General features: G+C 64.0%; 21 protein-coding genes and 1 other RNA gene. 18 read left to right on the top strand and 4 right to left on the bottom strand.

Annotated elements, in window-relative coordinates:
- Nucleotides 1–50 precede the first annotated feature (50 nt).
- The 4 genes from rbfA to pnp all read left to right on the top strand — a co-directional run bounded on the left by rbfA (nt 51) and on the right by pnp (nt 4,083).
- Nucleotides 51–458 carry a 30S ribosome-binding factor RbfA gene (rbfA, locus tag BVH06_RS06745; RefSeq protein WP_013792669.1) on the top strand — a complete coding sequence of 136 codons (408 nt, stop codon included), beginning with the start codon at nt 51–53 and terminating at the stop codon, nt 456–458.
- 4 nt (nt 459–462) lie between these two features.
- Nucleotides 463–1,380 carry a tRNA pseudouridine(55) synthase TruB gene (truB, locus tag BVH06_RS06740; RefSeq protein WP_075933588.1) on the top strand — a complete coding sequence of 306 codons (918 nt, stop codon included), beginning with the start codon at nt 463–465 and terminating at the stop codon, nt 1,378–1,380.
- A gap of 138 nt (nt 1,381–1,518) precedes the next feature.
- Nucleotides 1,519–1,788: a 30S ribosomal protein S15 gene (gene rpsO, locus BVH06_RS06735; protein WP_042554902.1), complete on the top strand. Its 270-nt coding sequence runs from the start codon at nt 1,519–1,521 to the stop codon at nt 1,786–1,788.
- A 189-nt stretch (nt 1,789–1,977) separates the two neighbouring features.
- On the top strand, nt 1,978–4,083 hold the full coding sequence (pnp, locus tag BVH06_RS06730) for a polyribonucleotide nucleotidyltransferase (protein WP_075933587.1): 2,106 nt from the start codon (nt 1,978–1,980) through the stop codon (nt 4,081–4,083).
- A gap of 251 nt (nt 4,084–4,334) precedes the next feature.
- Here the strand turns inward: pnp and BVH06_RS06725 are convergent, their stop codons facing one another.
- From BVH06_RS06725 to BVH06_RS06710, 4 genes are all read right to left on the bottom strand, one after another.
- Nucleotides 4,335–4,868 carry a BON domain-containing protein gene (locus tag BVH06_RS06725; RefSeq protein WP_075930947.1) on the bottom strand — a complete coding sequence of 178 codons (534 nt, stop codon included), beginning with the start codon at nt 4,866–4,868 and terminating at the stop codon, nt 4,335–4,337.
- The gene (locus tag BVH06_RS06720) at nt 4,865–5,458 is read right to left on the bottom strand and encodes a phosphoheptose isomerase (protein WP_075930946.1); all 594 of its coding nucleotides are present in this window, start codon (nt 5,456–5,458) and stop codon (nt 4,865–4,867) included. Before BVH06_RS06720 ends, BVH06_RS06725 begins: the two co-directional genes overlap by 4 nt.
- A gap of 101 nt (nt 5,459–5,559) precedes the next feature.
- A complete protein-coding gene (locus BVH06_RS06715; protein ID WP_075931043.1) occupies nt 5,560–5,958 on the bottom strand; it encodes a YraN family protein in 399 nt (132 codons plus the stop codon).
- Complete coding sequence (locus tag BVH06_RS06710) at nt 5,918–7,675, bottom strand: penicillin-binding protein activator (protein ID WP_075933586.1); 1,758 nt, start codon at nt 7,673–7,675, stop codon at nt 5,918–5,920. The genes BVH06_RS06715 and BVH06_RS06710 overlap by 41 nt, the downstream gene beginning before the upstream one ends.
- A 187-nt stretch (nt 7,676–7,862) precedes the next feature.
- On the opposite strand from BVH06_RS06710, the gene rsmI reads away from it, so the two are divergent.
- From rsmI to BVH06_RS06640, 14 genes are all read left to right on the top strand, one after another.
- Nucleotides 7,863–8,732 carry a 16S rRNA (cytidine(1402)-2'-O)-methyltransferase gene (gene rsmI / locus BVH06_RS06705; protein WP_168172895.1) on the top strand — a complete coding sequence of 290 codons (870 nt, stop codon included), beginning with the start codon at nt 7,863–7,865 and terminating at the stop codon, nt 8,730–8,732.
- 41 nt (nt 8,733–8,773) lie between these two features.
- Nucleotides 8,774–9,123, top strand: an RNA gene (gene rnpB, locus BVH06_RS06700) — RNase P RNA component class A.
- A gap of 301 nt (nt 9,124–9,424) precedes the next feature.
- Nucleotides 9,425–9,880, top strand: coding sequence for a division/cell wall cluster transcriptional repressor MraZ (gene mraZ, locus BVH06_RS06695; protein WP_013792660.1), 456 nt, complete (start codon nt 9,425–9,427; stop codon nt 9,878–9,880).
- Between the two features lie 2 nt (nt 9,881–9,882).
- A complete protein-coding gene (gene rsmH, locus BVH06_RS06690) occupies nt 9,883–10,824 on the top strand; it encodes a 16S rRNA (cytosine(1402)-N(4))-methyltransferase RsmH (RefSeq protein ID WP_139315590.1) in 942 nt (313 codons plus the stop codon).
- On the top strand, nt 10,821–11,114 hold the full coding sequence (ftsL, locus tag BVH06_RS06685; RefSeq protein WP_075930942.1) for a cell division protein FtsL: 294 nt from the start codon (nt 10,821–10,823) through the stop codon (nt 11,112–11,114). The genes rsmH and ftsL overlap by 4 nt, the downstream gene beginning before the upstream one ends.
- Nucleotides 11,114–12,850, top strand: coding sequence for a penicillin-binding protein 2 (locus BVH06_RS06680; protein ID WP_168172894.1), 1,737 nt, complete (start codon nt 11,114–11,116; stop codon nt 12,848–12,850). The genes ftsL and BVH06_RS06680 overlap by 1 nt, the downstream gene beginning before the upstream one ends.
- Nucleotides 12,850–14,313 carry a UDP-N-acetylmuramoyl-L-alanyl-D-glutamate--2,6-diaminopimelate ligase gene (locus BVH06_RS06675; protein ID WP_075933583.1) on the top strand — a complete coding sequence of 488 codons (1,464 nt, stop codon included), beginning with the start codon at nt 12,850–12,852 and terminating at the stop codon, nt 14,311–14,313. Before BVH06_RS06680 ends, BVH06_RS06675 begins: the two co-directional genes overlap by 1 nt.
- Complete coding sequence (gene murF, locus BVH06_RS06670) at nt 14,306–15,685, top strand: UDP-N-acetylmuramoyl-tripeptide--D-alanyl-D-alanine ligase (RefSeq protein WP_075933582.1); 1,380 nt, start codon at nt 14,306–14,308, stop codon at nt 15,683–15,685. The genes BVH06_RS06675 and murF overlap by 8 nt, the downstream gene beginning before the upstream one ends.
- The gene (gene mraY / locus BVH06_RS06665) at nt 15,686–16,768 is read left to right on the top strand and encodes a phospho-N-acetylmuramoyl-pentapeptide-transferase (RefSeq protein WP_075930938.1); all 1,083 of its coding nucleotides are present in this window, start codon (nt 15,686–15,688) and stop codon (nt 16,766–16,768) included.
- Nucleotides 16,769–16,775: 7 nt separating this feature from the next.
- Complete coding sequence (gene murD / locus BVH06_RS06660) at nt 16,776–18,122, top strand: UDP-N-acetylmuramoyl-L-alanine--D-glutamate ligase (RefSeq protein ID WP_075933581.1); 1,347 nt, start codon at nt 16,776–16,778, stop codon at nt 18,120–18,122.
- Nucleotides 18,122–19,342 carry a putative lipid II flippase FtsW gene (ftsW, locus tag BVH06_RS06655; RefSeq protein ID WP_075930936.1) on the top strand — a complete coding sequence of 407 codons (1,221 nt, stop codon included), beginning with the start codon at nt 18,122–18,124 and terminating at the stop codon, nt 19,340–19,342. The genes murD and ftsW overlap by 1 nt, the downstream gene beginning before the upstream one ends.
- Complete coding sequence (gene murG, locus BVH06_RS06650) at nt 19,332–20,402, top strand: undecaprenyldiphospho-muramoylpentapeptide beta-N-acetylglucosaminyltransferase (RefSeq protein ID WP_075933580.1); 1,071 nt, start codon at nt 19,332–19,334, stop codon at nt 20,400–20,402. Before ftsW ends, murG begins: the two co-directional genes overlap by 11 nt.
- A gap of 34 nt (nt 20,403–20,436) precedes the next feature.
- Nucleotides 20,437–21,843, top strand: coding sequence for a UDP-N-acetylmuramate--L-alanine ligase (murC, locus tag BVH06_RS06645; RefSeq protein ID WP_218189108.1), 1,407 nt, complete (start codon nt 20,437–20,439; stop codon nt 21,841–21,843).
- A complete protein-coding gene (locus tag BVH06_RS06640; protein WP_075933579.1) occupies nt 21,840–22,790 on the top strand; it encodes a D-alanine--D-alanine ligase in 951 nt (316 codons plus the stop codon). The genes murC and BVH06_RS06640 overlap by 4 nt, the downstream gene beginning before the upstream one ends.
- Nucleotide 22,791 lies beyond the last annotated feature (1 nt).

The raw sequence follows: 22,791 nt of genomic DNA, 5'->3' as shown, positions 1-22,791 counted from the left end.
TTTGAGTCCGCTGCTTTTGCAGGCGGCGAGACGAGTGGAAGGTAGCAACGATGGCAAAAGACTACAGCCGTGCCCAGCGTATCGGCGACCAGATTCAACGCGAATTGGCGCAGCTGATTCGTACCGAAGTCAAAGACCCGCGCCTGGGTGGCCTGGTCACCGTTACGGCGGTCGATGTCAGCCGTGACGCCAGCCATGCCAAGGTGTTCGTCACCGTCATGGGCGCCGAGCCGCAAGAGGGTTCAGACCCCATCGCGCAGAGCCTCAAGGTACTGAACGACGCCAGTGGTTTCCTGCGCATGCAGCTGGGCAAGGCGATGAAGCTGCGCAGCGTGCCGCACCTGCGTTTCCATTACGACGAAAGCATCGTGCGTGGTGCCCAGTTATCGGCGCTGATCGAGCGTGCGGTGACCGAGGACAGCAAGCACGTCGACAGCGACACCGAGGCCAAGGAGTAAGCGCGTGGCCCAGGTTAAGCGTATTCGTCGCAAGGTTGACGGCATCATCCTGCTCGACAAGCCAAAGGGCTTCAGCTCCAACGCGGCGTTGCAGAAGGTGCGCTGGTTGCTCAATGCCGAGAAGGCCGGGCACACCGGTAGTCTCGATCCGCTGGCCACCGGCGTGCTGCCATTGTGCTTCGGCGAGGCGACCAAGTTTTCCCAGTACCTGCTCGATGCCGACAAGGGCTATGAGACGGTCATGCAGCTCGGCGTCACCACCACCACGGCCGATGCCGAGGGTGAGGTGATCGAGCGCCGCGAAGTGAATGTCGACGCCTCGGACATCGAGGCGCTGCTGCCGCGTTTTCGTGGTGACATCAGCCAGGTGCCGCCGATGTATTCGGCGCTCAAGCGCGACGGCCAGCCGCTGTACAAACTTGCGCGTGCCGGAGAAGTAGTGGAGCGCGAGGCGCGTTCTGTTACTATTGCGCGCCTGGAGTTGCTGAGCAGTGCGGCCGACAAGGCGAGCCTGGCGGTGGACTGCAGTAAAGGTACCTATATCCGTACGCTGGTCGAGGATATCGGGCACCTGCTGGGCTGTGGTGCCCATGTCGCCGAGCTGCGCCGTACCAAGGCCGGCCCGTTCGACTTGTCCCAGAGTATCAGCCTGGACGAACTGCTGCAGGCCCATGAGGAGGGTGGCAACGAAGCCGTCGATCGCTTCCTGCTGCCGGTGGACAGCGGGCTGGAGCATTGGCCGCTGCTGAGCTTTTCGGAGCACAGTTCGTTCTATTGGCTGCAAGGGCAGCCGGTTCGCGCCGCGGACGCGCCGAAGTTCGGCATGGTTCGGGTGCAAGATCACAACGGTCGCTTCATCGGTATTGGTGAAGTGAGCGAAGACGGGCGCATTGCGCCGCGTCGTCTGATTCGGTCCGCGTGACCGTGGCGAGCCGCTCCGGCGGCTCGTAACGAGGGTGGCTGTCAATAGGCACGGTCATACCTCCTTTAAAACACGGGAAGCGATTCCCGGCCTATTGAGACTGTCCTTGCGACCGTCTCCAGATGAGAGGATGCCCACATGGCACTCAGCGTTGAAGAAAAAGCCCAGATCGTTAACGACTACAAGCAAGCTGAAGGCGATACCGGTAGCCCGGAAGTCCAGGTTGCTCTGCTGTCCGCCAACATCAACAAGCTGCAAGGCCACTTCAAGGCCAACGGCAAAGACCACCACTCGCGTCGTGGCCTGATCCGTATGGTCAACCAGCGCCGCAAGCTGCTGGACTACCTGAAGGGTAAGGACACCAGCCGTTACAGCGCCCTGATCGGTCGCCTGGGTCTGCGTCGCTAAGCAATGCTTAGCTGTCGTTGACCGCAAAAGCTGGAAGTGGGCTCGCCCTGCTTCCAGCTTTTGCGTTTATGCTTCACCCGTTTTATGGCTTCAGCCACTTTGGACAGCGCCGGGCCGACTCCCGCAGCGATTGCCCACCAATTCGCAAGAACCGTTTCCCCCAAAGGCAACAGAGAGAAGGAAAACACCGTGAACCCGGTAATCAAGAAATTTCAATTCGGTCAGTCGACCGTCACCCTCGAGACTGGCCGTATCGCCCGTCAGGCTTCCGGCGCCGTGCTGGTCACCGTCGACAACGACGTAACCGTGCTGGTCACCGTGGTAGGCGCCAAGTCTGCCGACCCGAGCAAGGGTTTCTTCCCGCTGTCCGTGCACTACCAGGAAAAGACCTACGCAGCCGGCAAGATCCCTGGCGGCTTCTTCAAGCGTGAAGCGCGCCCGAGCGAGAAGGAAACCCTGACCTCGCGCCTGATCGATCGTCCGATCCGCCCGCTGTTCCCGGAAGGCTTCCAAAACGAAGTGCAGGTCATCTGCACCGTGGTCTCCACCAGCAAGAAGACCGACCCGGACATTGCAGCGATGATCGGTACCTCGGCTGCCCTGGCCATCTCCGGCATCCCGTTCGACGGCCCCATCGGTGCCGCCCGTGTTGCCTACCACCCCGAGACCGGCTACCTGCTGAACCCGAACTACGAGCAGCTCAAGGCATCGAGCCTGGACATGGTCGTGGCCGGTACCAAAGACGCCGTACTGATGGTCGAATCCGAAGCCAAAGAGCTGACCGAAGACCAGATGCTGGGCGCCGTGCTGTTCGCCCATGACGAATTCCAGGCCGTCATCCAGGCCGTTACCGAGCTGGCCGCCGAAGCGGGCAAGCCGCGTTGGGACTGGCAGGCCGCTGCCGCCAACACCAGCCTGTTGGACGCCATCCGCGCCGAGTTCGGTGCCGCGATCTCCGACGCCTATACCATCATCATCAAGCAGGATCGCTATGCGCGCCTGGGCGAGCTGCGCGACCAGGTGGTTGTCAAGTTCTCCGGTGAGGAAGGTCAGCCGAGCGCCGGCGAAGTCAAAGACGCCTTCGGCGAAATCGAATACCGCACCGTGCGCGAGAACATCGTCAACGGCAAGCCGCGTATCGATGGTCGTGACACCCGTACCGTACGTGGCCTGAACATCGAGGTCGGCGTGCTGGACAAGACCCACGGTTCGGCTCTGTTCACCCGCGGCGAAACCCAGGCGCTGGTCGTGGCCACCCTTGGTACCGCCCGCGATGCACAGCTGCTCGACACCCTCGAAGGCGAGAAGAAAGACCCCTTCATGCTGCACTACAACTTCCCGCCGTACTCGGTGGGCGAGTGTGGTCGCATGGGCGCCACCGGTCGTCGTGAGATCGGCCACGGCCGCCTGGCTCGTCGTGGCGTTGCCGCCATGCTGCCGAGCGCTGACGAGTTCCCGTACACCATCCGTATCGTCTCGGAGATCACCGAATCCAACGGTTCGTCCTCCATGGCCTCCGTTTGCGGTGCTTCCCTGGCCCTGATGGACGCTGGTGTACCGATGAAGGCGCCGGTTGCCGGTATCGCCATGGGTCTGGTCAAGGAAGGCGAGAAATTCGCCGTACTGACCGACATCCTCGGTGACGAAGACCACCTGGGCGACATGGACTTCAAGGTAGCCGGTACCGCCAATGGCGTCACCGCGCTGCAGATGGACATCAAGATCCAGGGCATCACCGAAGAGATCATGGAAATCGCCCTGAACCAGGCCCTGGAAGCGCGTCTGAACATCCTCGGCCAGATGAACCAGGTGATCGCCCAGTCGCGCAGCGAGCTGTCAGCCAACGCCCCGACCATGCTGGCGATGAAGATCGACCAGGACAAGATCCGTGACGTCATCGGCAAGGGCGGCGCCACCATCCGCGCCATCTGCGAAGAGACCAAGGCCTCGATCGACATCGAAGACGACGGCTCGATCAAGATCTTCGGCGAAACCAAGGAAGCCGCCGATGCTGCCAAGCAGCGCGTACTGGCGATCACCGCCGAGGCCGAGATCGGAAAGATCTACGTCGGCAAGGTCGAGCGTATCGTCGACTTCGGCGCCTTCGTCAACATCCTGCCGGGCAAGGACGGTCTGGTGCACATCTCCATGCTCAGCGATGCGCGCGTAGAGAAGGTCACCGACATCCTCAAGGAAGGCCAGGAAGTGGAAGTGCTGGTACTGGACGTGGACAACCGCGGCCGTATCAAGCTGTCCATCAAGGACGTCGCTGCTGCCAAAGCCTCGGGTGTCTGATCCGGGCTGAAGCCGCTGCGTCGAGAAAGCCAGTCAGGGTGACCTGACTGGCTTTTTTATTGCCTGTCGTTTGGCATTGCGGGTGGGGGCAGCGACGTCGCCTTGCCGCAATGCGAGGCTCGGGTTGGTCATCCCAAGGTAGGCCCGTGACTGGGTCCGGGCGCGATATCGCGCTGGCCGCTCAAGCCTCAGGTATAAAAAAACGCCAGTCAGGTGCCGCCTGACTGGCGTTTTTCGTTGTGCCGCCGTGATCAGTCGGTGTACTGGAACAGCTTGATGATCTTCTGCACGCCCGAGGTGTTCTGCACCACGTTGCTTGCCGCATTGGCTTCCTGGCGGCTGACAACGCCGAGCAGGTAGACGATGCCGTTCTCGGTGATCACCTTGATGCGACTGCCCGGCACGCCACTGTCGGCCAGCATCTGGGTCTTGATCTTGGTGGTCAGCAGCGAGTCGTTGCTACGCGCCAGCAGTGAACTGGGCTGCTGAACCTGCAGCTCGTTGTGTACCTTGCGCACGCCCTGAACGCGGCGGGCAGCTTGTTCGGCCGTGGTTTTCAGGTCGGCGCGGGGCGTCTGGCCGGCGATCAGGATCACGCCGTTATAGCTGGTCACCACGATGTGCGAGGTGGGGCTGGCGAGGTCGGCGTGAGCACGGGTGATGGCATTGGCGACATCCGGGCCGACGAACTGGTCGTCGATCTTGTTGCCGATGCTGCGGCTGCCGCAGCCGCCCAGGATCAGGCTCAATGCCAAGGCGGCGAAGATCAGTGGTGAACGGGTCATTCTTCACTCCCAAACAGTTGACTGTCGATAAGGTCGCACAAGCAATGGATGGCCAATAGATGGACTTCCTGAATGCGCGCCGTGACCTTCGACGGCACGCGAATCTCGACATCTTCGGGCAGCAGCAGCGAGGCCATGCCGCCGCCATCGCGGCCGGTCAGGGCAACCACGGTCATTTCCCGGTCGTGGGCGGCCTGGATGGCCTGGATTACGTTGGCGGAGTTGCCGCTGGTGGAAATCGCCAGCAGCACGTCGCCTGGTTGGCCTAGCGCGCGGATCTGCTTGGAGAAGACTTCGTTGTAGCTGTAATCGTTGGCGATCGAGGTGATCGTCGAGCTGTCGGTGGTCAGGGCGATCGCCGGCAGGCTGGGGCGCTCGCGTTCGAAGCGGTTGAGCAGCTCCGAGGAGAAATGCTGTGCATCGCCGGCCGAGCCGCCGTTGCCGCAGGACAGGATCTTGCCTTCGCTGAGCAGTGCCTGAACCATCACCTGGCTGGCATGCTCGATGAACGGAGGCAGGACCTCCATGGCGTGGTGCTTGGTTTCGATACTGCCGTGAAACAGTTGGCGAATACGGGCTTGCATATCCATGTAGAGCTTTGACCTTGACTATAACGAGGCCCCGGCCCTTGGGCGCGCGGCGCTGTCGTTGGAAACGGCGGTGGATCAGGGTATCGCAGCGAGCCTGAGCTTCAACTGTCGAAAGCGTTTCTAATCCATTCCAGTGATGCGGGTCTGCCATGGCCTACGGCTATGACATCGAAACGGCAGGGATGTTTGGCCCAGCGCTTCTCCTGCTGCAGAAATTGCATGGCCGTGGCGATCAGCTTGTCACGCTTGCGTCTGTCGACGCTTTCGACCGCGCCACCCCATGCACTGTGCTTGCGGTAGCGCACTTCGGCGAATACTACTGTATCGCCATCTAGCATGACCAGATCGAGTTCGCCCCGCTGTCCGCGCCAGTTCTGCTCGATCAGCTTCAGTCCATGACCTTGCAGGTGCTCGCATGCGAGGGCTTCGGCCGCTCGCCCGCTGGCATGGCGTGGATCGTCACTCAATGTTGGTTTCTGGCAGGCGCTGAACCTGGCCATTGCTGAATTGTGCCCAGGGCAGCTGGCGCTCGACGCGCTGCGACGTATTCAGGCTCAGGTTGCCGGACAGCCCTTCGACGCGGCTGTCGGGCAGGGTCTTGAGTTGGTCGAGGCGCGGCGCCAGGCGGAAGGCGTCGACCCCCATGGCGTAAAGGCGACCCAGGCTGCCGCCGGCTTGCGGCCACTGGCTGTTGACCTGTTGGCGCAGCGGATCGTTGGCGTCCAGCAGCCAGGGGGTTTCGCAGAACCGGATGCCGTCCAGGTCGCGGTACTGGGCCGCGCTCATGCTGCCGCTGAACAGGTGCGAAGTGGCATACACCGGCACGTCGCCCGCGTACTGGTAAGCCAGGGTCGGTTTGATCTGCTGGGCCTGCTGCGGCGTGGCGGCGAGGAAGATGAAGTCCACGTCCTGGCGGCGCGAGTTGCCGCTGACCTGCAGCAGGCGAGCGACCTGGCCTGCCATGTCCACGGGCTGGTCGATCTGCTCAGCGCCCAGGAAGGTGCCGCCGGCGGCTTGCCAGCTCTGGCGGAAGGCGTCCAGTACACGGTTGCCCCAGTCGCCCTTGGGTACCAGGGCGACGGCGTTGCGCATGCCGTCGGCCCAGGCGCGGCGCGCGACTTCGCGGGCTTCGTCCTCGGCGGCCAGGCCGAACTGGAACAGTTGTGCGGGGTTCTTGGCGCCTGGGTCGGCGTAGTTCAGGGCCAGCGTGGTGATCGGCAACTGGCCGCGGTTACCCAGTTGGGTGACCAGGTTCTTCTCCAGCGGGCCGATCACCAGCTCCACGCCATCGGCCTGGGCCTGGCGATAGAAATCGTCCAGGGAGGTCAGGCGGGCGCTGTCGTACAGCTGAATCTGCGGTGGGTTTTCGCCTGCCTGCTGGGCCTGGTAATGGGCGGCCAGGAAACCGTCACGCAGGGCGCGCGACACCGAGGCCAGTTGGCCTTCTTGGGGCAGCAGCAGGGCGATCTTCTCTAGCGGCTTGCTCGACAGGGCGCGCAGGTCGGCAAGGGCCTTGGGCAGCTGTTGGGCCGCGGGATGGGTAGGGTGCTGAGCCAGCCAGTTGTCGATTGCGTCCTGCTGCTGCTTGAGCGTGCCAACGGTTTTGGCCACCTGGGCCAGCGACAGCCAACCGGCCAAGTCGGCGTCGTCGGCGGTCGGTGCCGGCTCGGCCGGCAGGCTGGAGACCAGTTTCCAGATGTGATCCTGATTGCGCTGCGCGTCGTCGCCACTCAGCAATGGCGCAATGAATACCCGCTCGCGGGCCGCGGCGAGAATCTGGCCATCTTTTTCCAGGGCGTTGGCGCGGGCCAATTGGGTACGGGTCTGCTGCTCGACCGGCAGTTCGCCTAGGCGATCGAGGCTGGGGTGGGCCAGAGCGTCGAGGGCGGCCTTGGCATCGTTACGCGCCAGGGCCAGTTCCGCCTTGAGGGTGCTGGCGTAGATCTGCTGCGCTGGCTTGAGCAGTTGCAGGTCGACCTGCCCGAGAATGCTCTCGGCACGTTGCGCGTTGCCCTGCTTGGCGGCCAGGTCGGCGGCCGACAGACGCAACAGCTGGGCGTCTTCGCTCTGGCTGGTGCCGGCTTGCTGGAGCATCTGCTCCACGCTGGCCTGGGGCGTGCGAGGCAGTTCGCCAAGGTTCGAGGAAGGCGAGCTGCTGCAGGCAACGAGCAGGCCGGCTAGGCAGAGTGCAGAGAGCGGACGCAGGCAGGCAATCATGTAAGCGATTCCGGGTCTTGAGCAAATGAACGCCGGATTGTACCCAAGGCACCGCCTTGGCGCGACGATGAAGGTGTTAACCGGTACGCAGAGGTCGCAGCTGTTCGCGCTGGCGACGCGTTTCCGCCCTGGCGGTTCGCTCGCGTTACAATGGCGCCTTTCCAGCTATTGATGAGGCATTTCCGTGATCGCTAATGAAGCTCCCCGATCCGCTGCGGGCACCCTGTTCGTGGTGGCGACGCCCATTGGCAATCTCGACGACCTCAGTGCCCGGGCGCTGAAGGTGCTCGGCGATGTCTCGCTGATCGCCGCCGAAGACACGCGACACTCGGCGCGCCTGATGCAGCACTTCGGTATCGGTACGCCGCTGGCGGCCTGCCATGAGCACAACGAGCGTGACGAAGGTAATCGCTTCATCGAGCGCCTGCTGGCGGGAGACGATGTGGCGCTGATTTCCGATGCCGGCACGCCGCTGATTTCCGACCCGGGCTATCACCTGGTGCGCCAGGCCCGGGCCGCCCGGATTCGCGTGGTTCCGGTGCCTGGTGCCTGCGCACTGATCGCGGCGCTGTCGGCTGCCGGCCTGCCGTCCGATCGCTTCGTCTTCGAAGGCTTTCTGCCGGCCAAGACGGTCGGGCGGCGGGCGCGCCTCGAACTGGTTCGCGAAGAGCCGCGTACGCTGATCTTCTATGAGGCGCCGCATCGCATCCTCGAGTGCCTGCAGGACATGCGCGAGGTATTCGGCGGCGAGCGCCAGGCGTTGCTGGCTCGGGAGCTGACCAAGACCTTCGAAACCCTGCAGGGCATGCCGCTCGATCAGTTGTGCGAGTGGGTGGCGGCCGATGCCAATCAGCAGCGCGGTGAATGCGTGGTGCTGGTGGCAGGCTGGCAGGCGCCCGAAGACGAGGCGGCGGTGAGTGTCGAGGCGCTGCGCGTGCTCGATCTGTTGCTTGCCGAAATGCCGCTCAAGCGCGCGGCAGCGCTGGCCGCGCAGATCACCGGCGTGCGCAAGAACCTGCTCTATCAGGCAGCGCTGGAGCGCCAGCAGGACGGTTGAACTTGTTCTTGCCGGGTCCCAGCGGTTACCCTAGGCGGCGGAGAGTCGATCGGACAGTCGCTGCCTTCCATCTGGAAGGGGGAGGAAAGTCCGGGCTCCATAGGGCGGAGTGCCAGGTAACGCCTGGGAGGCGCGAGCCTACGGAAAGTGCCACAGAAAACAACCGCCTAAGTGCTTCGGCGCCGGTAAGGGTGAAAAGGTGCGGTAAGAGCGCACCGCACGGCTGGTAACAGTCCGTGGCTAGGCAAACCCCACTCGGAGCAAGACCAAATAGGGTTCCATTGGCGTGGCCCGCGCTGGAACCGGGTAGGTTGCTAAAGGCGTGCAGTGATGTACGTCGTAGAGGAATGGCTGTCCTCGACAGAACCCGGCTTATAGATCGACTCTCCACCTCCTACTGCTTTTGCTTCTTCTCCTCATTTCTAATACCGAAAAAATCTTACTCTTAACAAACTACTTTAAGTTCGTTGGGTAGGTTCTTGTATGTGGTTGTTTTTTAGCCATCTTTCCCGCTTTGGGCGCTCGCCCCACTTCTCATTTATTCGCTAAATCTCCGTTCTATAAGGAATTTTCCGTTCTGGCGCGCCTTGACGGTGGGGTATGCGCGTTCCTATAGTGTGCTCCGGTGGTAAAAAGTGGCATGAAGTGGGTTTTTTTGGATGCGGATGGCTGAATAAAGGGGAAACGCGATCGTGTTTCGCGGAGCTAACGCCATAAGTCTTGACGCCAAGGGGCGGCTCGCGATGCCAAGTCGGTATCGGGACGAGCTCGTTTCGCGTTCGGCTGGCCAGCTCATCGTCACCATCGACGCCATCGATCCCTGCCTTTGTGTCTACCCGTTGCCGGAGTGGGAAATCATCGAGAACAAGCTGCGCGAGCTGGCTTCCTTTCGTGAAGAGAACCGCCGCCTGCAACGTCTGCTGATTGGTAATGCCGTCGATCTCGAACTGGATGGCAGCGGTCGTTTTCTGGTTCCGCCGCGGTTGCGCGAATACGCCAAGCTGGACAAGCGCGCGATGTTGGTGGGGCAGCTCAATAAATTTCAACTGTGGGATGAGGATTCCTGGAATGCCGTGGCCGATGCCGATCTGGCCGCCATCAAGCAACCGGGTGCTCTTTCCGATGACCTTCGTGACCTGATTCTGTGAACATGACCTCTACCTTCCGCCATATCACCGTGTTGCTCGAAGAGGCCGTTGCGGCGCTCTCGCCGCGCGCCGATGGCTGCTATGTAGATGGCACGTTCGGGCGGGGTGGGCATAGCCGGCTGATCCTAGAAAGGATCGGGCCTGGCGGTCGCTTGCTGGGGTTCGACAAGGACCCTCTCGCAATCGCGACTGGAAATACGCTAGCGGCCGAAGACGGCCGCTTTGTCGTTGTACAGAGAAGCTTTGCGGAACTTGGCGACGAACTCGCTGTCCGCGGCCTGGCCGGTGGCGTGAGCGGCATTCTGCTGGATCTGGGTGTGTCCTCGCCGCAGCTCGATGATGCCGAGCGCGGCTTCAGTTTTCTCAACGACGGCCCACTGGACATGCGCATGGACCCTTCGCGGGGCGTCAGCGCTGCACAGTTCATCGCCACTGCCGATGAAGACGAGATCGCCCGCGTATTCAAGGAATACGGTGAGGAGCGTTTCGCCAAGCGCATGGCGCGCGCCGTGGTGGCTCGTCGCCAGGAGCTGGCTTTCGAGCGCACTGCCGACCTGGCGCAGGTGCTGACCGTCGCCAATCCCGCCTGGGAGAAAGGCAAGAACCCGGCGACCCGTGCGTTCCAGGGGCTGCGCATCCACGTCAACAATGAGCTGGGCGACCTGGAACGTGGCCTCGACGCCGCGCTGGAGAACCTGGAAGTGGGCGGCCGTCTGGTGGTGATCAGCTTCCACTCCCTGGAAGACCGCATCGTCAAGCAGTTCATGCGCAAGCACGCCAAGGGCGAGATGGACAAGCTGCCGCGTGACCTGCCCATCATCCCCAAGGCCTTCGAGCCGCGCCTGAAACTGATCGGCAAACCACAGTTCGCCTCCGAGGCCGAACTCAAGGCCAACCCACGCTCGCGTAGTGCAGTCATGCGTGTCGCGGAGAAACTGCGATGAGCGGCGTGGGCCTCAAGCGTTTTCCCAAGGGCAGCCTCCTGATGCTGGTGCTCTTCGTCGGCGTGCTCGGTTCAGCGCTGGCGGTGTCCTACAGCGCGCACTGGAATCGCCAGTTGCTCAACAGCCTGTACGGCGAGCTCAGTGTGCGTGACAAGGCGCAAGCCGAGTGGGGTCGGCTGATCCTCGAGCAGAGCACCTGGACGGCTCACAACCGGATCGAGACCCTGGCCAGCGAACAACTGAAAATGCGCATCCCCGACGCCGCCGAAGTGCGTATGGTGGCGCCATGATGAAGCTCGAAGGGGCTCTTTACCCGTGGCGCTTCCGCCTGGTGATGCTGCTGCTCGCGCTGATGGTCGCGGCCATCGCGGCGCGCATCTTCGAGCTGCATGTGTTCGATCATGACTTCCTCAAGGCCCATGGCGACGCGCGCAGCGTGCGGCATATTCCGATTCCGGCGCACCGTGGTCTGATCACCGACCGTAACGGCGAGCCGCTGGCGGTCAGTACGCCGGTCACCACCCTGTGGGCCAATGGTAAGGAGCTTCAGGCTGGCAAGGCGCAGTGGCCGGTACTGGCGGCCGCGCTGGGTCAGGAGCCGAATGCCTTCGCCCAGCGCCTGCAGGCCAACGCCGAGCGTGAATTCATGTACTTGGTGCGCGGCCTGACCCCCGAACAGGGCCAGCGCGTGCTCGATCTCAAGGTTCCGGGCGTTTACTCCATCGAGGAGTTTCGTCGTTTCTACCCGGCTGGTGAAGTGACTGCCCACATGGTCGGCTTCACCGATATCGATGACCGCGGTCGTGAAGGCGTCGAACTGGCGTTCGAGGACTGGCTGGCCGGCGTACCTGGCAAGCGTCAGGTACTCAAGGATCGCCGTGGCCGTCTGATCCGCGACGTGCAGGTCACCCAGAACGCCAAGGCCGGTAAGGCGCTGGCATTGTCCATCGACCTGCGCCTGCAATACCTGGCCCACCGCGAACTGCGCAACGCGCTGGTCGAGTTCGGTGCCAAGGCCGGCAGCCTGGTGATGCTCGACGTGAAGACCGGCGAGATCCTCGCCATGGTCAACCAGCCGACCTACAACCCCAACAACCGTCGCAACCTGCAGCCGGCTGCCATGCGTAACCGCGCCATGATCGACGTTTTCGAGCCAGGCTCGACCATGAAGCCGTTCTCCATGAGTGCCGCCCTGGAAACCGGGCGCTGGAAACCAACCGACAAGGTCGACGTGCATGGCGGTACGCTGCAGATCGGCCGTTACACCATCAAGGACGTGTCCCGCGCGCCGGACGGCGTGCTCGACCTGACCGGCATTCTGATCAAGTCCAGTAACGTGGGCATGAGCAAGGTCGCTTTCGATATCGGTGGCGCGGCTATCTATGACGTGATGCAGCAGGTCGGTCTGGGCCAGGACACCGGCCTGAGCTTCCCGGGTGAGCGCGTCGGCAACCTGCCCAACCACCGTGAGTGGCGCAAGGCAGAAACCGCGACCCTTTCCTACGGCTATGGCCTGTCGGTCACTGCCGTGCAGCTGGCCCATGCCTACGCCGTGCTGGGCAACAACGGGCGCAGCGTACCGATGTCGCTGACACGTACCGATCGCGTGCGCGACAGCGTGCAGGTGATCCCCGAAGACGTTGCCCACACCCTGCAGGGCATGCTCCAGCAGGTGATCGAGGCCCCGGGCGGCGTATTCCGTGCCCAGGTGCCGGGTTACCATGTAGCCGGCAAGAGCGGCACGGCGCGCAAGACCGCTGCCGGTACCAAAGGTTACCAGGCCAACGCCTATCGCTCGCTGTTCGCCGGCTTCGCACCGGCCAGCAACCCGCGCATCGCCGTTGCCGTGGTCATCGACGAGCCAAGCAAGAGTGGCTACTACGGCGGCCTGGTATCGGCCCCCGTGTTCAGTCGCGTAATGGCCGGCGGCCTGCGCCTGATGAACATCACCCCGGATAACCTGCCCGAGACCACGGCCGTGCAAGCCGAAGCGCCAGCGGCAGCCAACAATGGAGGGCGCGGCTGATGCCCATGCCATTGAACCAGTTGTTGCCCCAGGCGAGCAGCGGCGTGTTGATCCGTGAACTGACCCTCGATAGCCGCCAGGTGCGCCCCGGCGACCTGTTCCTGGCCGTGCCGGGCACTCGTCAGGATGGCCGCGTGCATATCGCCGACGCGATTTCCCGTGGCGCTGCCGCGGTTGCCTTCGAGACCGACGGCTCGCTGCCGATGACCGCCGAAAGTGCCGAACTGGTCGCCATCAAAGGCCTGGCCGGTCAGCTGTCGGCCATTGCTGGCCGCTTCTACGGCGAGCCAAGCCGCGGCCTGCACATGGTCGGCATCACCGGCACCAACGGCAAGACCAGCGTCAGTCAGTTGCTGGCCCAGGCCCTGGACCTGCTCGGCGAGCCGTGCGGCATCGTCGGCACCCTCGGCAACGGCTTCTACGGCACGCTGGCTCAGGGCCTGCACACCACGCCGGATCCGATCGGCGTACAGGCGACCCTGGCTGGCCTTAAAAAGAACGGCGCGCGGGCCATCGCCATGGAAGTATCGTCCCACGGCCTGCATCAGGGCCGCGTCGCCGCACTGGATTTCGACGTGGCGGTGTTTACCAACCTGTCCCGCGATCACCTCGATTACCACGGTTCGATGGAGGCCTACCAAGCCGCCAAGGCCGCGCTGTTCGCCTGGCCGAGCCTGCGTGCTCGCGTCATCAATCTGGACGATGCCATGGGCCGCGAACTGGCTGCTCAGGAGCGTGACTCCCGGCTGATCGGCTACAGCCTTCAGGATTCGAGCGCCTATCTGTTCTGCCGCGATATTCATTTCGATGACCAGGGCGTGCGCGCCACGCTGGTTACGCCGCGCGGCGAGGGCAGCCTGCGCAGCTCGCTGCTGGGCCGCTTCAACCTCAGTAACCTGCTCGCCGTGGTCGGTGCGCTGGTCGCCATGGATTACCCGCTGGACGAAATTCTCAAGGTGCTTCCGCGCTTGCAGGGCCCTATTGGCCGTATGCAGCGCCTCGGCGGTCAGGATGCACCGCTGGTGGTCGTCGACTACGCCCACACCCCGGACGCGCTGGAGCAGGTGCTGGGTGCGCTGCGCCCCCATGTAACGGGTCGACTGCTGTGCCTGTTCGGCTGTGGTGGTGACCGTGATCGCGGCAAGCGCCCGCTGATGGCCGAAGTGGTCGAGCGCCTGGCTGACGCCGCGTTGGTTACCGACGACAACCCGCGTACCGAGTCGCCCGAGCAGATATTCGACGACATCCGTGCCGGTTTCGGCAAAGCCGAGCACGTGCGTTTCATGCACGGTCGTGGCAATGCCATCGCCCAGCTGATCGGCGAAGCCCAGGTCGGCGACGTGGTCGTGCTGGCCGGCAAGGGCCACGAGGATTACCAGGAAATCGACGGTGTGCGTCAGCCGTTTTCCGATCTGCTGGAGGCCGGTCGTGCACTGGCTGCATGGGAGGCGGCACATGCTTAAGGCATTGCGGTTGAGCGAAATCGCCAGCGCCCTGAGCGGTCGCGTGGTCGGTGATGACTGCGCCTTCTCGGCCGTCAGCACCGACAGCCGCAGCATCGTGCCGGGCCAGCTGTTCGTCGCCTTGAGCGGCCCGCGTTTCGATGGGCATGACTACCTGGCCCAGGTCGCTGCCAAAGGCGCTGTGGCGGCGCTGGTAACGCGCGAAGTCGCGGGCGTCGGCCTGCCGCAACTGGTGGTCGCCGATACCACGCTGGCCCTCGGCCAATTGGGCGCGCTCAATCGCCAGGCCTACGGTGGCCTGCTGGCCGCCGTGACCGGCTCTAGCGGCAAGACCACCGTCAAGGAAATGCTGGCCGCTATCCTGCGCTCGGCCTGCGCTCAGGACGGCGGTGCTGTGCTGGCGACCCGCGGCAACCTCAACAACCAGCTGGGCGTACCGCTGACCCTGCTGGAACTGGGCCCGGAACACACTGGCGCAGTCATCGAACTGGGCGCCTCGGGTATCGGCGAGATCGCCTACACCGTCGGCCTGACCAAACCGCAAGTGGCGATCATCACCAACGCCGGCAACGCCCACGTGGGTGAGTTCGGCGGCCCCGAGAACATCGTGCTGGCCAAGGGCGAAATTCTCGAAGGTCTGGGTGAGACCGGCATTGCCGTGCTCAACCGTGACGACGTGGCGTTCGAGCGTTGGGTCAAGCGTGCAGACGGGCGCCGAGTTCTCAGTTTTGCGCTGCGCGACAGCAGCGCCGACTTCCATGCCCGTGAGCTGAGCCGTGATCCACGTGGCTGCCCGGCATTCATGCTGTTCTGCCAGGAAGGCCAGGCCCGCGTACAACTGAATCTGCTCGGTGAGCACAACGTGACCAATGCATTGGCCGCTGCCGCTGCCGCCCATGCCCTGGCGGTGCCGCTGGTGGCCATCAAGAACGGCCTGGAAAGCCTGCTGCCGGTCAAGGGCCGTGCCGTTGCGCAACTGGCGCAGAACGGCGCCCGGGTCATCGACGACACTTACAACGCCAATCCGGCTTCGATCTGCGCCGCCATCGACATCCTCGCCGGCTTCTACGGCCGCAAGGTGCTGGTGCTGGGCGATATCGGCGAGCTGGGCGCCTGGTCCGAGCAGGGCCACCGCGACGTGGGCGACTACGCAGTCGGCAAGGCCGATGTGCTCTATGCGGTCGGTCCTCAGATGAAACATGCCGTGCAGGCCTTTGGCGCCGGGGCGCGGCATTTCGCCGACCAGGCCGCGCTGATCGACGCGGTACGCGCCGAGCCCGGCGACAGCACCATTCTAATTAAAGGTTCACGCAGCGCCGCGATGGAAAACGTCGTCGCCGCGCTGTGTGGCGACAGTGGGGAGAGTCACTAAATGCTGCTGCTGCTGGCAGAGTATCTGCAACAGTTCCACAAGGGCTTCGCGGTCTTTCAGTACCTGACCCTGCGCGGGATTCTAGGCGTGCTGACGGCGCTCGCGCTGGCGCTGTTCCTCGGCCCCTGGATGATTCGTACCCTGCAGATCCGCCAGATCGGCCAGGCCGTGCGCAACGACGGCCCGCAGTCGCATCTGTCCAAGAAGGGCACGCCGACCATGGGCGGTGCGCTGATTCTCTCGGCCATCGCCATCAGCACCCTGCTGTGGGCTGACCTGAGCAATCGCTACGTGTGGGTGGTGCTGATCGTCACCCTGCTGTTCGGCGCCATCGGCTGGGTCGATGATTACCGCAAGGTGATCGAGAAGGACTCGCGTGGCCTGCCGAGCCGCTGGAAGTACTTCTGGCAATCAGTGTTCGGCATCGGCGCGGCCGTCTTCCTTTATATGACTGCGCAGACGCCGATCGAAACCACCCTGATCGTGCCGCTGCTCAAGGACGTCAGCATTCCCCTGGGTATCGGCTTCGTGGTGCTGACCTATTTCGTCATCGTCGGCTCCAGCAACGCGGTGAACCTCACCGACGGCCTCGACGGCCTGGCGATCCTGCCTACCGTGATGGTCGGCGGCGCCCTGGGCATTTTCTGCTACCTGTCGGGCAACGTGAATTTCTCCGAATACCTGCTGATTCCCTACGTGCCGGGTGCCGGTGAGCTGATCGTGTTCTGCGGCGCACTGATTGGCGCCGGCCTGGGCTTTCTGTGGTTCAACACCTACCCCGCGCAGGTGTTCATGGGCGACGTGGGCGCGCTGGCGCTGGGTGCTGCGCTGGGCACCATCGCCGTGATCGTGCGCCAGGAAATCGTCCTGTTCATCATGGGCGGCGTGTTCGTGATGGAAACCCTGTCGGTGATCATCCAGGTCGCCAGTTTCAAGCTGACCGGCAAGCGCGTGTTCCGCATGGCACCGATTCACCACCATTTCGAGTTGAAGGGTTGGCCCGAGCCACGGGTCATCGTTCGTTTCTGGATCATCACCGTCATTCTGGTGTTGATCGGCCTCGCTACTTTGAAACTGCGTTGAGGACAGCATGAGCCTGATCGCTTCCGACCAATTCCGCATCGTTGTCGGCCTCGGCAAGAGCGGCATGTCCCTGGTGCGCTACCTCGCGCGCCAGGGCGTGCGCTTCGCCGTGGCCGACACCCGTGCCAATCCGCCGGAGCTGAGCACCTTGCGTGAACAGTTCCCACAGGTCGAAGTGCGTTGTGGCGAGCTGGACGTGGAATTCCTCAGCCGTGCCAGCGAACTGCTGGTCAGCCCCGGCTTGGCCGTGGCTACGCCGGCTCTGCAGGAAGCGGCCATGCGCGGCGCCAAGCTGTCCGGCGATATCGACCTGTTCGCTCGCGCGGCGAAGGCGCCGATCATCGCCATCACCGGTTCCAACGCCAAGAGCACCGTGACCACCCTGGTAGGTGAGATGGCGGCAGCTGCGGGGCGCAAGGTCGCCGTGGGCGGCAACCTGGGCACGCCGGCGCTGGATCTGCTCGCCGACGACGTGGAGCTTTACATCATCGAGCTGTCCAGCTTCCAGCTGGAAACCACCGAGCTGCTCAACGCCGAAGTGGCCACCTGCCTGAACGTCAGCGAAGACCACATGGATCGCTACGCCGATCTGCCCGCTTATCACCTGGCCAAACACCGCATCTTCCGGGGCGCGCGGCAAGTGGTGGTCAATCGTGACGATCCGCTGTCGCGGCCGATGATCGCCGATCAGGTGCCGTGCTGGAGCTTCGGCCTCGGCAAGCCGGACTTCAAGCGTTTCGGCCTGCTCGAGGAAAACGGCGAAAAATACCTGGCCTATCAGTTCGAGGCGCTGCTGCCGGTGCGCGAGCTGAAGGTGCGTGGCGCCCATAACCAGTCCAATGCCCTGGCGGCGCTGGCGCTCGGCCATGCCGTGGGTCTGCCGATGGCCGTCATGCTCGATACCCTCAAAACCTTCACCGGTCTGGCGCACCGCTGCCAGTGGGTTGGCGAGCGCAGTGGCGTGAGCTACTACGACGATTCCAAGGCCACCAACGTCGGTGCTGCGCTGGCGGCCATCGAAGGCCTGGGCGCCGACATCGATGGCAAGCTGGTGCTGATCGCCGGTGGCGACGGCAAGGGCGCCGATTTCTCCAGCCTGCGCAAGCCAGTCGCCGCTCATTGCCGCGCCGTGGTGCTGCTTGGCCGCGATGCCGACAAACTGGCCGCGGTGCTGGATGGCGCGGTGGAGATCGTGCGCGCCGACAGCCTGCAGGCTGCCGTCGAGCAGGCTGCCGCGCTCGCCCAAAGCGGCGATGCGGTACTGCTTTCGCCGGCCTGCGCGAGCCTGGACATGTTCAAGAATTTCGAAGAACGCGGGCGCCTGTTCGCCCAGGCCGTGGAGGCGCTCGTCTGATGCTGTCCTTCCTGCGTCCGTATCCGTCCCCGCTTCTCGGCCGCCGTGGCCTGGACATGGACTTCCCGATGCTCGCCGGCTGCCTGGCGCTGCTCGGCCTCGGTCTGGTGATGATTTCCTCGGCCTCCACCGAAGTGGCGGCGGTGAATACCGGCAGCCCGCTGTACTACATGATTCGTCACCTGATTTATCTGGCCATCGGCCTGGGTGCAGCTGGCGTGGTGCTGATGATTCCGCTGGCCACCTGGCAGCGCCACAGCTGGTTGCTGCTGCTGATCGCCATCGCCTTGTTGGTGATGGTGCTGCTGCCCGGCATTGGCCGCGAGGTCAACGGTGCCAAGCGCTGGATCGGTTTCGGTGCCTTCAACATCCAGCCTTCGGAGATCGCCAAGGTATTCGTGGTGCTTTATCTCGCCGGCTACCTGGTACGTCGCCAGGAAGAGGTGCGCGAAAGCTGGGCGGGCTTCTTCAAGCCGTTCGTGGTGTTGCTGCCCATGGCCTTCCTGCTGCTGCTCGAGCCCGACTTCGGGGCGACCGTGGTGATGATGGGCGCGGCCATGGCCATGCTGTTCCTCGGTGGCGTCGGCTTGTTCCGTTTCCTGCTGATGGTAGCTCTGGCGGTTGGCGCGGTGTTCGTGCTGGTGCAGAGCCAGGAGTACCGCCTGCAGCGCCTGATCACCTTTACCGACCCTTGGGCCGACCAGTACGGTTCCGGCTACCAGCTGACCCAGGCGCTGATCGCCTTCGGGCGTGGCGAATGGCTGGGTGTCGGTCTGGGCAACAGCATTCAGAAGCAGTTCTACCTGCCCGAAGCACATACCGACTTCGTGTTCTCCGTGCTGGCCGAGGAACTGGGCCTGGTCGGTGCGCTGGCAACCGTCGGCCTGTTCGTGTTCGTCAGCGTGCGCGCCTTGTACATCGGCCTGTGGGCCGAGAAGGCCAAGCAGTTCTTCTCGGCCTATGTGGCTTTCGGCCTGGGCTTCCTGTGGATCGGCCAGTTCCTGATCAACATCGGCGTGAACATCGGTCTTTTGCCCACCAAGGGATTGACCCTGCCGTTCCTGAGTTACGGCGGCAGCTCCCTGGTGATCTGCTGCGTCAGCCTGGCGCTGTTGCTGCGCATCGAGTGGGAAGCGCGCAATGGTCTGGGCAGCGAAGACGTCGAGTTCGACGAAAGCGACTTCCCCGAGCCCGAGCGGGAGGTGCAGCATGGCCGGTAACGTACTGATCATGGCGGGTGGCACCGGCGGGCATGTGTTCCCGGCGCTGGCCTGCGCCCGTGAATTCCAGGCACGCGGCTACCGCGTGCACTGGCTGGGCACGCCGCGTGGCATCGAGAACGAACTGGTTCCGGCTGCCGGCCTGCCGCTGCACCTGATTAACGTCAGTGGCTTGCGGGGCAAGGGCAAGCTGTCGCTGCTCAAGGCGCCGCTGCAGCTGCTCAAGGCGCTGTTCCAGGCCCGCAAGGTGGTGCGCGAACTGCAGCCGGTCTGCGTGCTCGGCATGGGCGGCTACGTGACTGGCCCGGGCGGCCTGGCAGCCAAGCTGGCCGGCGTGCCGCTGATCATTCACGAGCAGAATGCCGTGGCCGGTACCGCCAATCGCAGTCTGGTGGCATTCGCCAGCCGGGTCTGCGAGGCTTTCCCCGATACCTTCGCCGCGTCGGACAAGCGCCGCACCACCGGCAACCCGGTACGCGAAGAGCTGTTCCTGGAAACGCCGCGCGATGCGCTGACCGGTCGTCGGCCACGCCTGCTGATTCTGGGTGGCAGCCTGGGCGCCGAACCGCTCAACAAGTTGCTGCCAGAGGCACTGGCGCAGGTGTCCGCCGAATTGCGCCCGGAGGTCTTCCACCAGGCCGGCAAGCAACACGCCGAGGTGACCGGCGAACGATACAACGCAGCGGGCGTCGAAGCGCAGGTCGCGCCCTTTATCGGCGACATGGCCCGCGCCTACGCCAGGGCCGACCTGGTGGTCTGCCGCTCCGGTGCGCTGACCGTCAGCGAATTGGCTGCCGCCGGCCTGCCGGCTTTCCTGGTGCCGTTGCCCCACGCGATCGACGACCACCAGACGCGCAACGCCAGCTATCTCGCGAAGGACGGTGCCGCCGTTCTTCTGCCACAACGCTCCACTGACGCTGCCGATCTGGCAGCGCAGCTGACCGAGGTCTTGATGCACCCCGAACGACTCAAACAAATGGCCAGCACCGCACGTCGCCTGGCCAAGCCTGATGCTACCCGTACCGTCGTCGATGTCTGCCTGGAGGTGGCCCGTGGCTAAATCCCCCGCAGCGGTCAAGGCAGAAGTGCGGCGCATGCGTCGTATCCGCCGCATTCACTTCGTCGGCATCGGCGGCGCCGGCATGTGCGGTATCGCTGAAGTCCTGCTCAACCTGGGCTACGAAGTGTCCGGTTCCGACCTGAAGACCTCGGCCGTCACCGAGCGCCTGGAAAATTTCGGTGCACAGATCTTCATCGGCCACCGTGCCGAAAACGCCGAGAGCGCCGACGTGCTGGTGGTCTCCAGCGCGATCAACACCTCTAACCCGGAAGTGGCGACCGCGCTCGAGCGCCGCATTCCCGTGGTGCCGCGCGCCGAAATGCTCGCCGAGCTGATGCGCTATCGCCATGGCATCGCCGTGGCCGGCACCCATGGCAAGACCACCACCACCAGCCTGCTGGCCTCGGTGTTCGCCGCTGGTGGCCTGGATCCGACCTTCGTGATCGGCGGCCGCCTGAACGCTGCCGGCACCAACGCCCAGCTCGGTTCGAGCCGCTACCTGATCGCCGAAGCCGACGAGAGCGACGCCAGCTTCCTGCACCTGCAGCCCATGGTGTCGGTGGTGACCAACATCGACATGGATCACATGAGCACCTATGAGGGCGACTTCAACAAACTGAAGAAGACCTTCATCGAGTTTCTCCACAACCTGCCGTTCTATGGCTTGGCCGTGCTGTGCGTGGACGATCCGGTGGTACGCGAGATCCTCTCTCAGGTCGGCCGCCCGACGGTGACCTATGGCTTCAGCGAAGATGCCGACGTGCGCGCCATCAACGTGCGCCAGCAGGGCATGCAGACCTTCTTCACCGTGCTGCGCCCCGACTGCGAGCCGCTTGACGTGTCGGTGAACATGCCGGGCAACCACAACGTGCTCAATGCCCTGGCAACCATCTGCATCGCTACCGATGAAGGCATCAGTGACGAGGCCATCGTCCAGGGGCTGTCGCAGTTCCAGGGCGTCGGTCGACGCTTCCAGGTGTATGGCCAACTGCCGGTCGAAGGCGGTGAGGTGATGCTGGTCGACGACTACGGTCATCACCCGCGCGAAGTGGCGGCAGTGATCAAGGCCGTGCGCGGCGGCTGGCCGGAGCGTCGCCTGGTGATGGTCTATCAGCCGCACCGCTACAGCCGTACCCGCGATCTGTACGACGATTTCGTGCAAGTGCTGACTGACGCCAACGTGCTGCTGCTGATGGAGGTCTACCCGGCCGGCGAAGAGCCGATCCCCGGTGCCGACAGCCGTCAGCTGTGCCACAGCATTCGCCAGCGCGGTCAGCTGGATCCCATTTATATCGAGCGCGGCGCCGACCTGGCACCGCTGATCAAGCCGCTGCTGCGTGCTGGCGACATCCTGCTTTGCCAGGGCGCCGGTGACATCGGCGGCGTCGCCCCACAACTGCTGCAGAGCCCGCTGTTCAGCGCGCAAGGTCAACGCAAATGAGTGCCGAAACCCTGAAATCCCAACTGCCGGTAGCGGCATTCGGCCGTGTTGCCGTGCTGTTCGGCGGCAAGAGCGCCGAGCGCGAGGTATCGCTGAAGTCCGGCAATGCCGTGCTGAGCGCGCTGCAGAGCGCTGGCGTCGAGGCATTCGGCATCGACGTGGGTGACGACTTCGTTACCCGCCTGGGCAGCGAGAAGATCGACCGCGCCTTCATCGTGTTGCATGGCCGTGGCGGTGAAGATGGCAGCATGCAGGGCCTGCTCGAGTGCGCCGGCATTCCTTATACCGGCAGCGGCATCCTTGCCTCGGCGCTGGCCATGGACAAGCTGCGCACCAAGCAGGTGTGGCAGAGCCTCGGCCTGTCCACGCCGCGCCACGCCGTGCTGGCCAGCGCCGACGATTGCCGTCGCGCCGCTGACGAGCTGGGCTTCCCGCTGATCGTCAAGCCGGCGCACGAAGGCTCCAGCATCGGCATGGCCAAGGTCGGCGACGTGGACGCCCTGATCGCCGCCTGGCAGGACGCCGCCTGCTACGACAGCCAGGTGCTGGTCGAGCAGTGGATCCATGGCCCGGAGTTCACCATCGCCATGCTGCGTGGCCAGGTGCTGCCACCGATCGCCCTGGGCACCTCGCACAGCTTCTACGACTACGACGCCAAGTACCTGGCCGATGACACCCAGTACCGCGTGCCTTGCGGCCTCTCGGCCGACAAGGAGGCCGAGCTGAAGGCCCTGACCGCGCGCGCCTGCGAGGCCGTCGGTACCCAGGGTTGGGCACGCGCCGATGTGATGCAGGACGCCGATGGGCGTTTCTGGTTGCTGGAGGTGAACACCGTTCCGGGCATGACCGACCACAGCCTGGTGCCGATGGCGGCCCAGGCAGCCGGTCTGGACTTCCAGCAACTGGTGTTGGCGATTCTCGCCGACAGCGTCGAGGCACGGGGGTAAG

The organism is Pseudomonas sp. PA27(2017) (assembly GCF_001945445.1).
GTDB lineage: Bacteria > Pseudomonadota > Gammaproteobacteria > Pseudomonadales > Pseudomonadaceae > Aquipseudomonas.
This window is presented reverse-complemented; position numbering and strand designations above follow the sequence as displayed.

Excerpts from the sequence above, each read along its gene's own strand:
- murF (WP_075933582.1), top strand. The coding sequence starts at position 14,306 with ATGCTTAAGGCATTGCGGTTGAGCGAAATCGCCAGCGCCCTGAGCGGT.
- BVH06_RS06675 (WP_075933583.1), top strand. The coding sequence starts at position 12,850 with ATGCCCATGCCATTGAACCAGTTGTTGCCCCAGGCGAGCAGCGGCGTG.
- ftsW (WP_075930936.1), top strand. The coding sequence starts at position 18,122 with ATGCTGTCCTTCCTGCGTCCGTATCCGTCCCCGCTTCTCGGCCGCCGT.
- rpsO (WP_042554902.1), top strand. The coding sequence starts at position 1,519 with ATGGCACTCAGCGTTGAAGAAAAAGCCCAGATCGTTAACGACTACAAG.
- BVH06_RS06720 (WP_075930946.1), bottom strand. The coding sequence starts at position 5,458 with ATGGATATGCAAGCCCGTATTCGCCAACTGTTTCACGGCAGTATCGAA.
- ftsL (WP_075930942.1), top strand. The coding sequence starts at position 10,821 with ATGAGCGGCGTGGGCCTCAAGCGTTTTCCCAAGGGCAGCCTCCTGATG.
- BVH06_RS06680 (WP_168172894.1), top strand. The coding sequence starts at position 11,114 with ATGAAGCTCGAAGGGGCTCTTTACCCGTGGCGCTTCCGCCTGGTGATG.
- murD (WP_075933581.1), top strand. The coding sequence starts at position 16,776 with ATGAGCCTGATCGCTTCCGACCAATTCCGCATCGTTGTCGGCCTCGGC.
- mraY (WP_075930938.1), top strand. The coding sequence starts at position 15,686 with ATGCTGCTGCTGCTGGCAGAGTATCTGCAACAGTTCCACAAGGGCTTC.
- BVH06_RS06725 (WP_075930947.1), bottom strand. The coding sequence starts at position 4,868 with ATGACCCGTTCACCACTGATCTTCGCCGCCTTGGCATTGAGCCTGATC.
- rbfA (WP_013792669.1), top strand. The coding sequence starts at position 51 with ATGGCAAAAGACTACAGCCGTGCCCAGCGTATCGGCGACCAGATTCAA.
- BVH06_RS06715 (WP_075931043.1), bottom strand. The coding sequence starts at position 5,958 with ATGGCCAGGTTCAGCGCCTGCCAGAAACCAACATTGAGTGACGATCCA.
- murC (WP_218189108.1), top strand. The coding sequence starts at position 20,437 with ATGCGTCGTATCCGCCGCATTCACTTCGTCGGCATCGGCGGCGCCGGC.
- BVH06_RS06640 (WP_075933579.1), top strand. The coding sequence starts at position 21,840 with ATGAGTGCCGAAACCCTGAAATCCCAACTGCCGGTAGCGGCATTCGGC.
- murG (WP_075933580.1), top strand. The coding sequence starts at position 19,332 with ATGGCCGGTAACGTACTGATCATGGCGGGTGGCACCGGCGGGCATGTG.
- rsmH (WP_139315590.1), top strand. The coding sequence starts at position 9,883 with ATGACCTCTACCTTCCGCCATATCACCGTGTTGCTCGAAGAGGCCGTT.
- BVH06_RS06710 (WP_075933586.1), bottom strand. The coding sequence starts at position 7,675 with ATGATTGCCTGCCTGCGTCCGCTCTCTGCACTCTGCCTAGCCGGCCTG.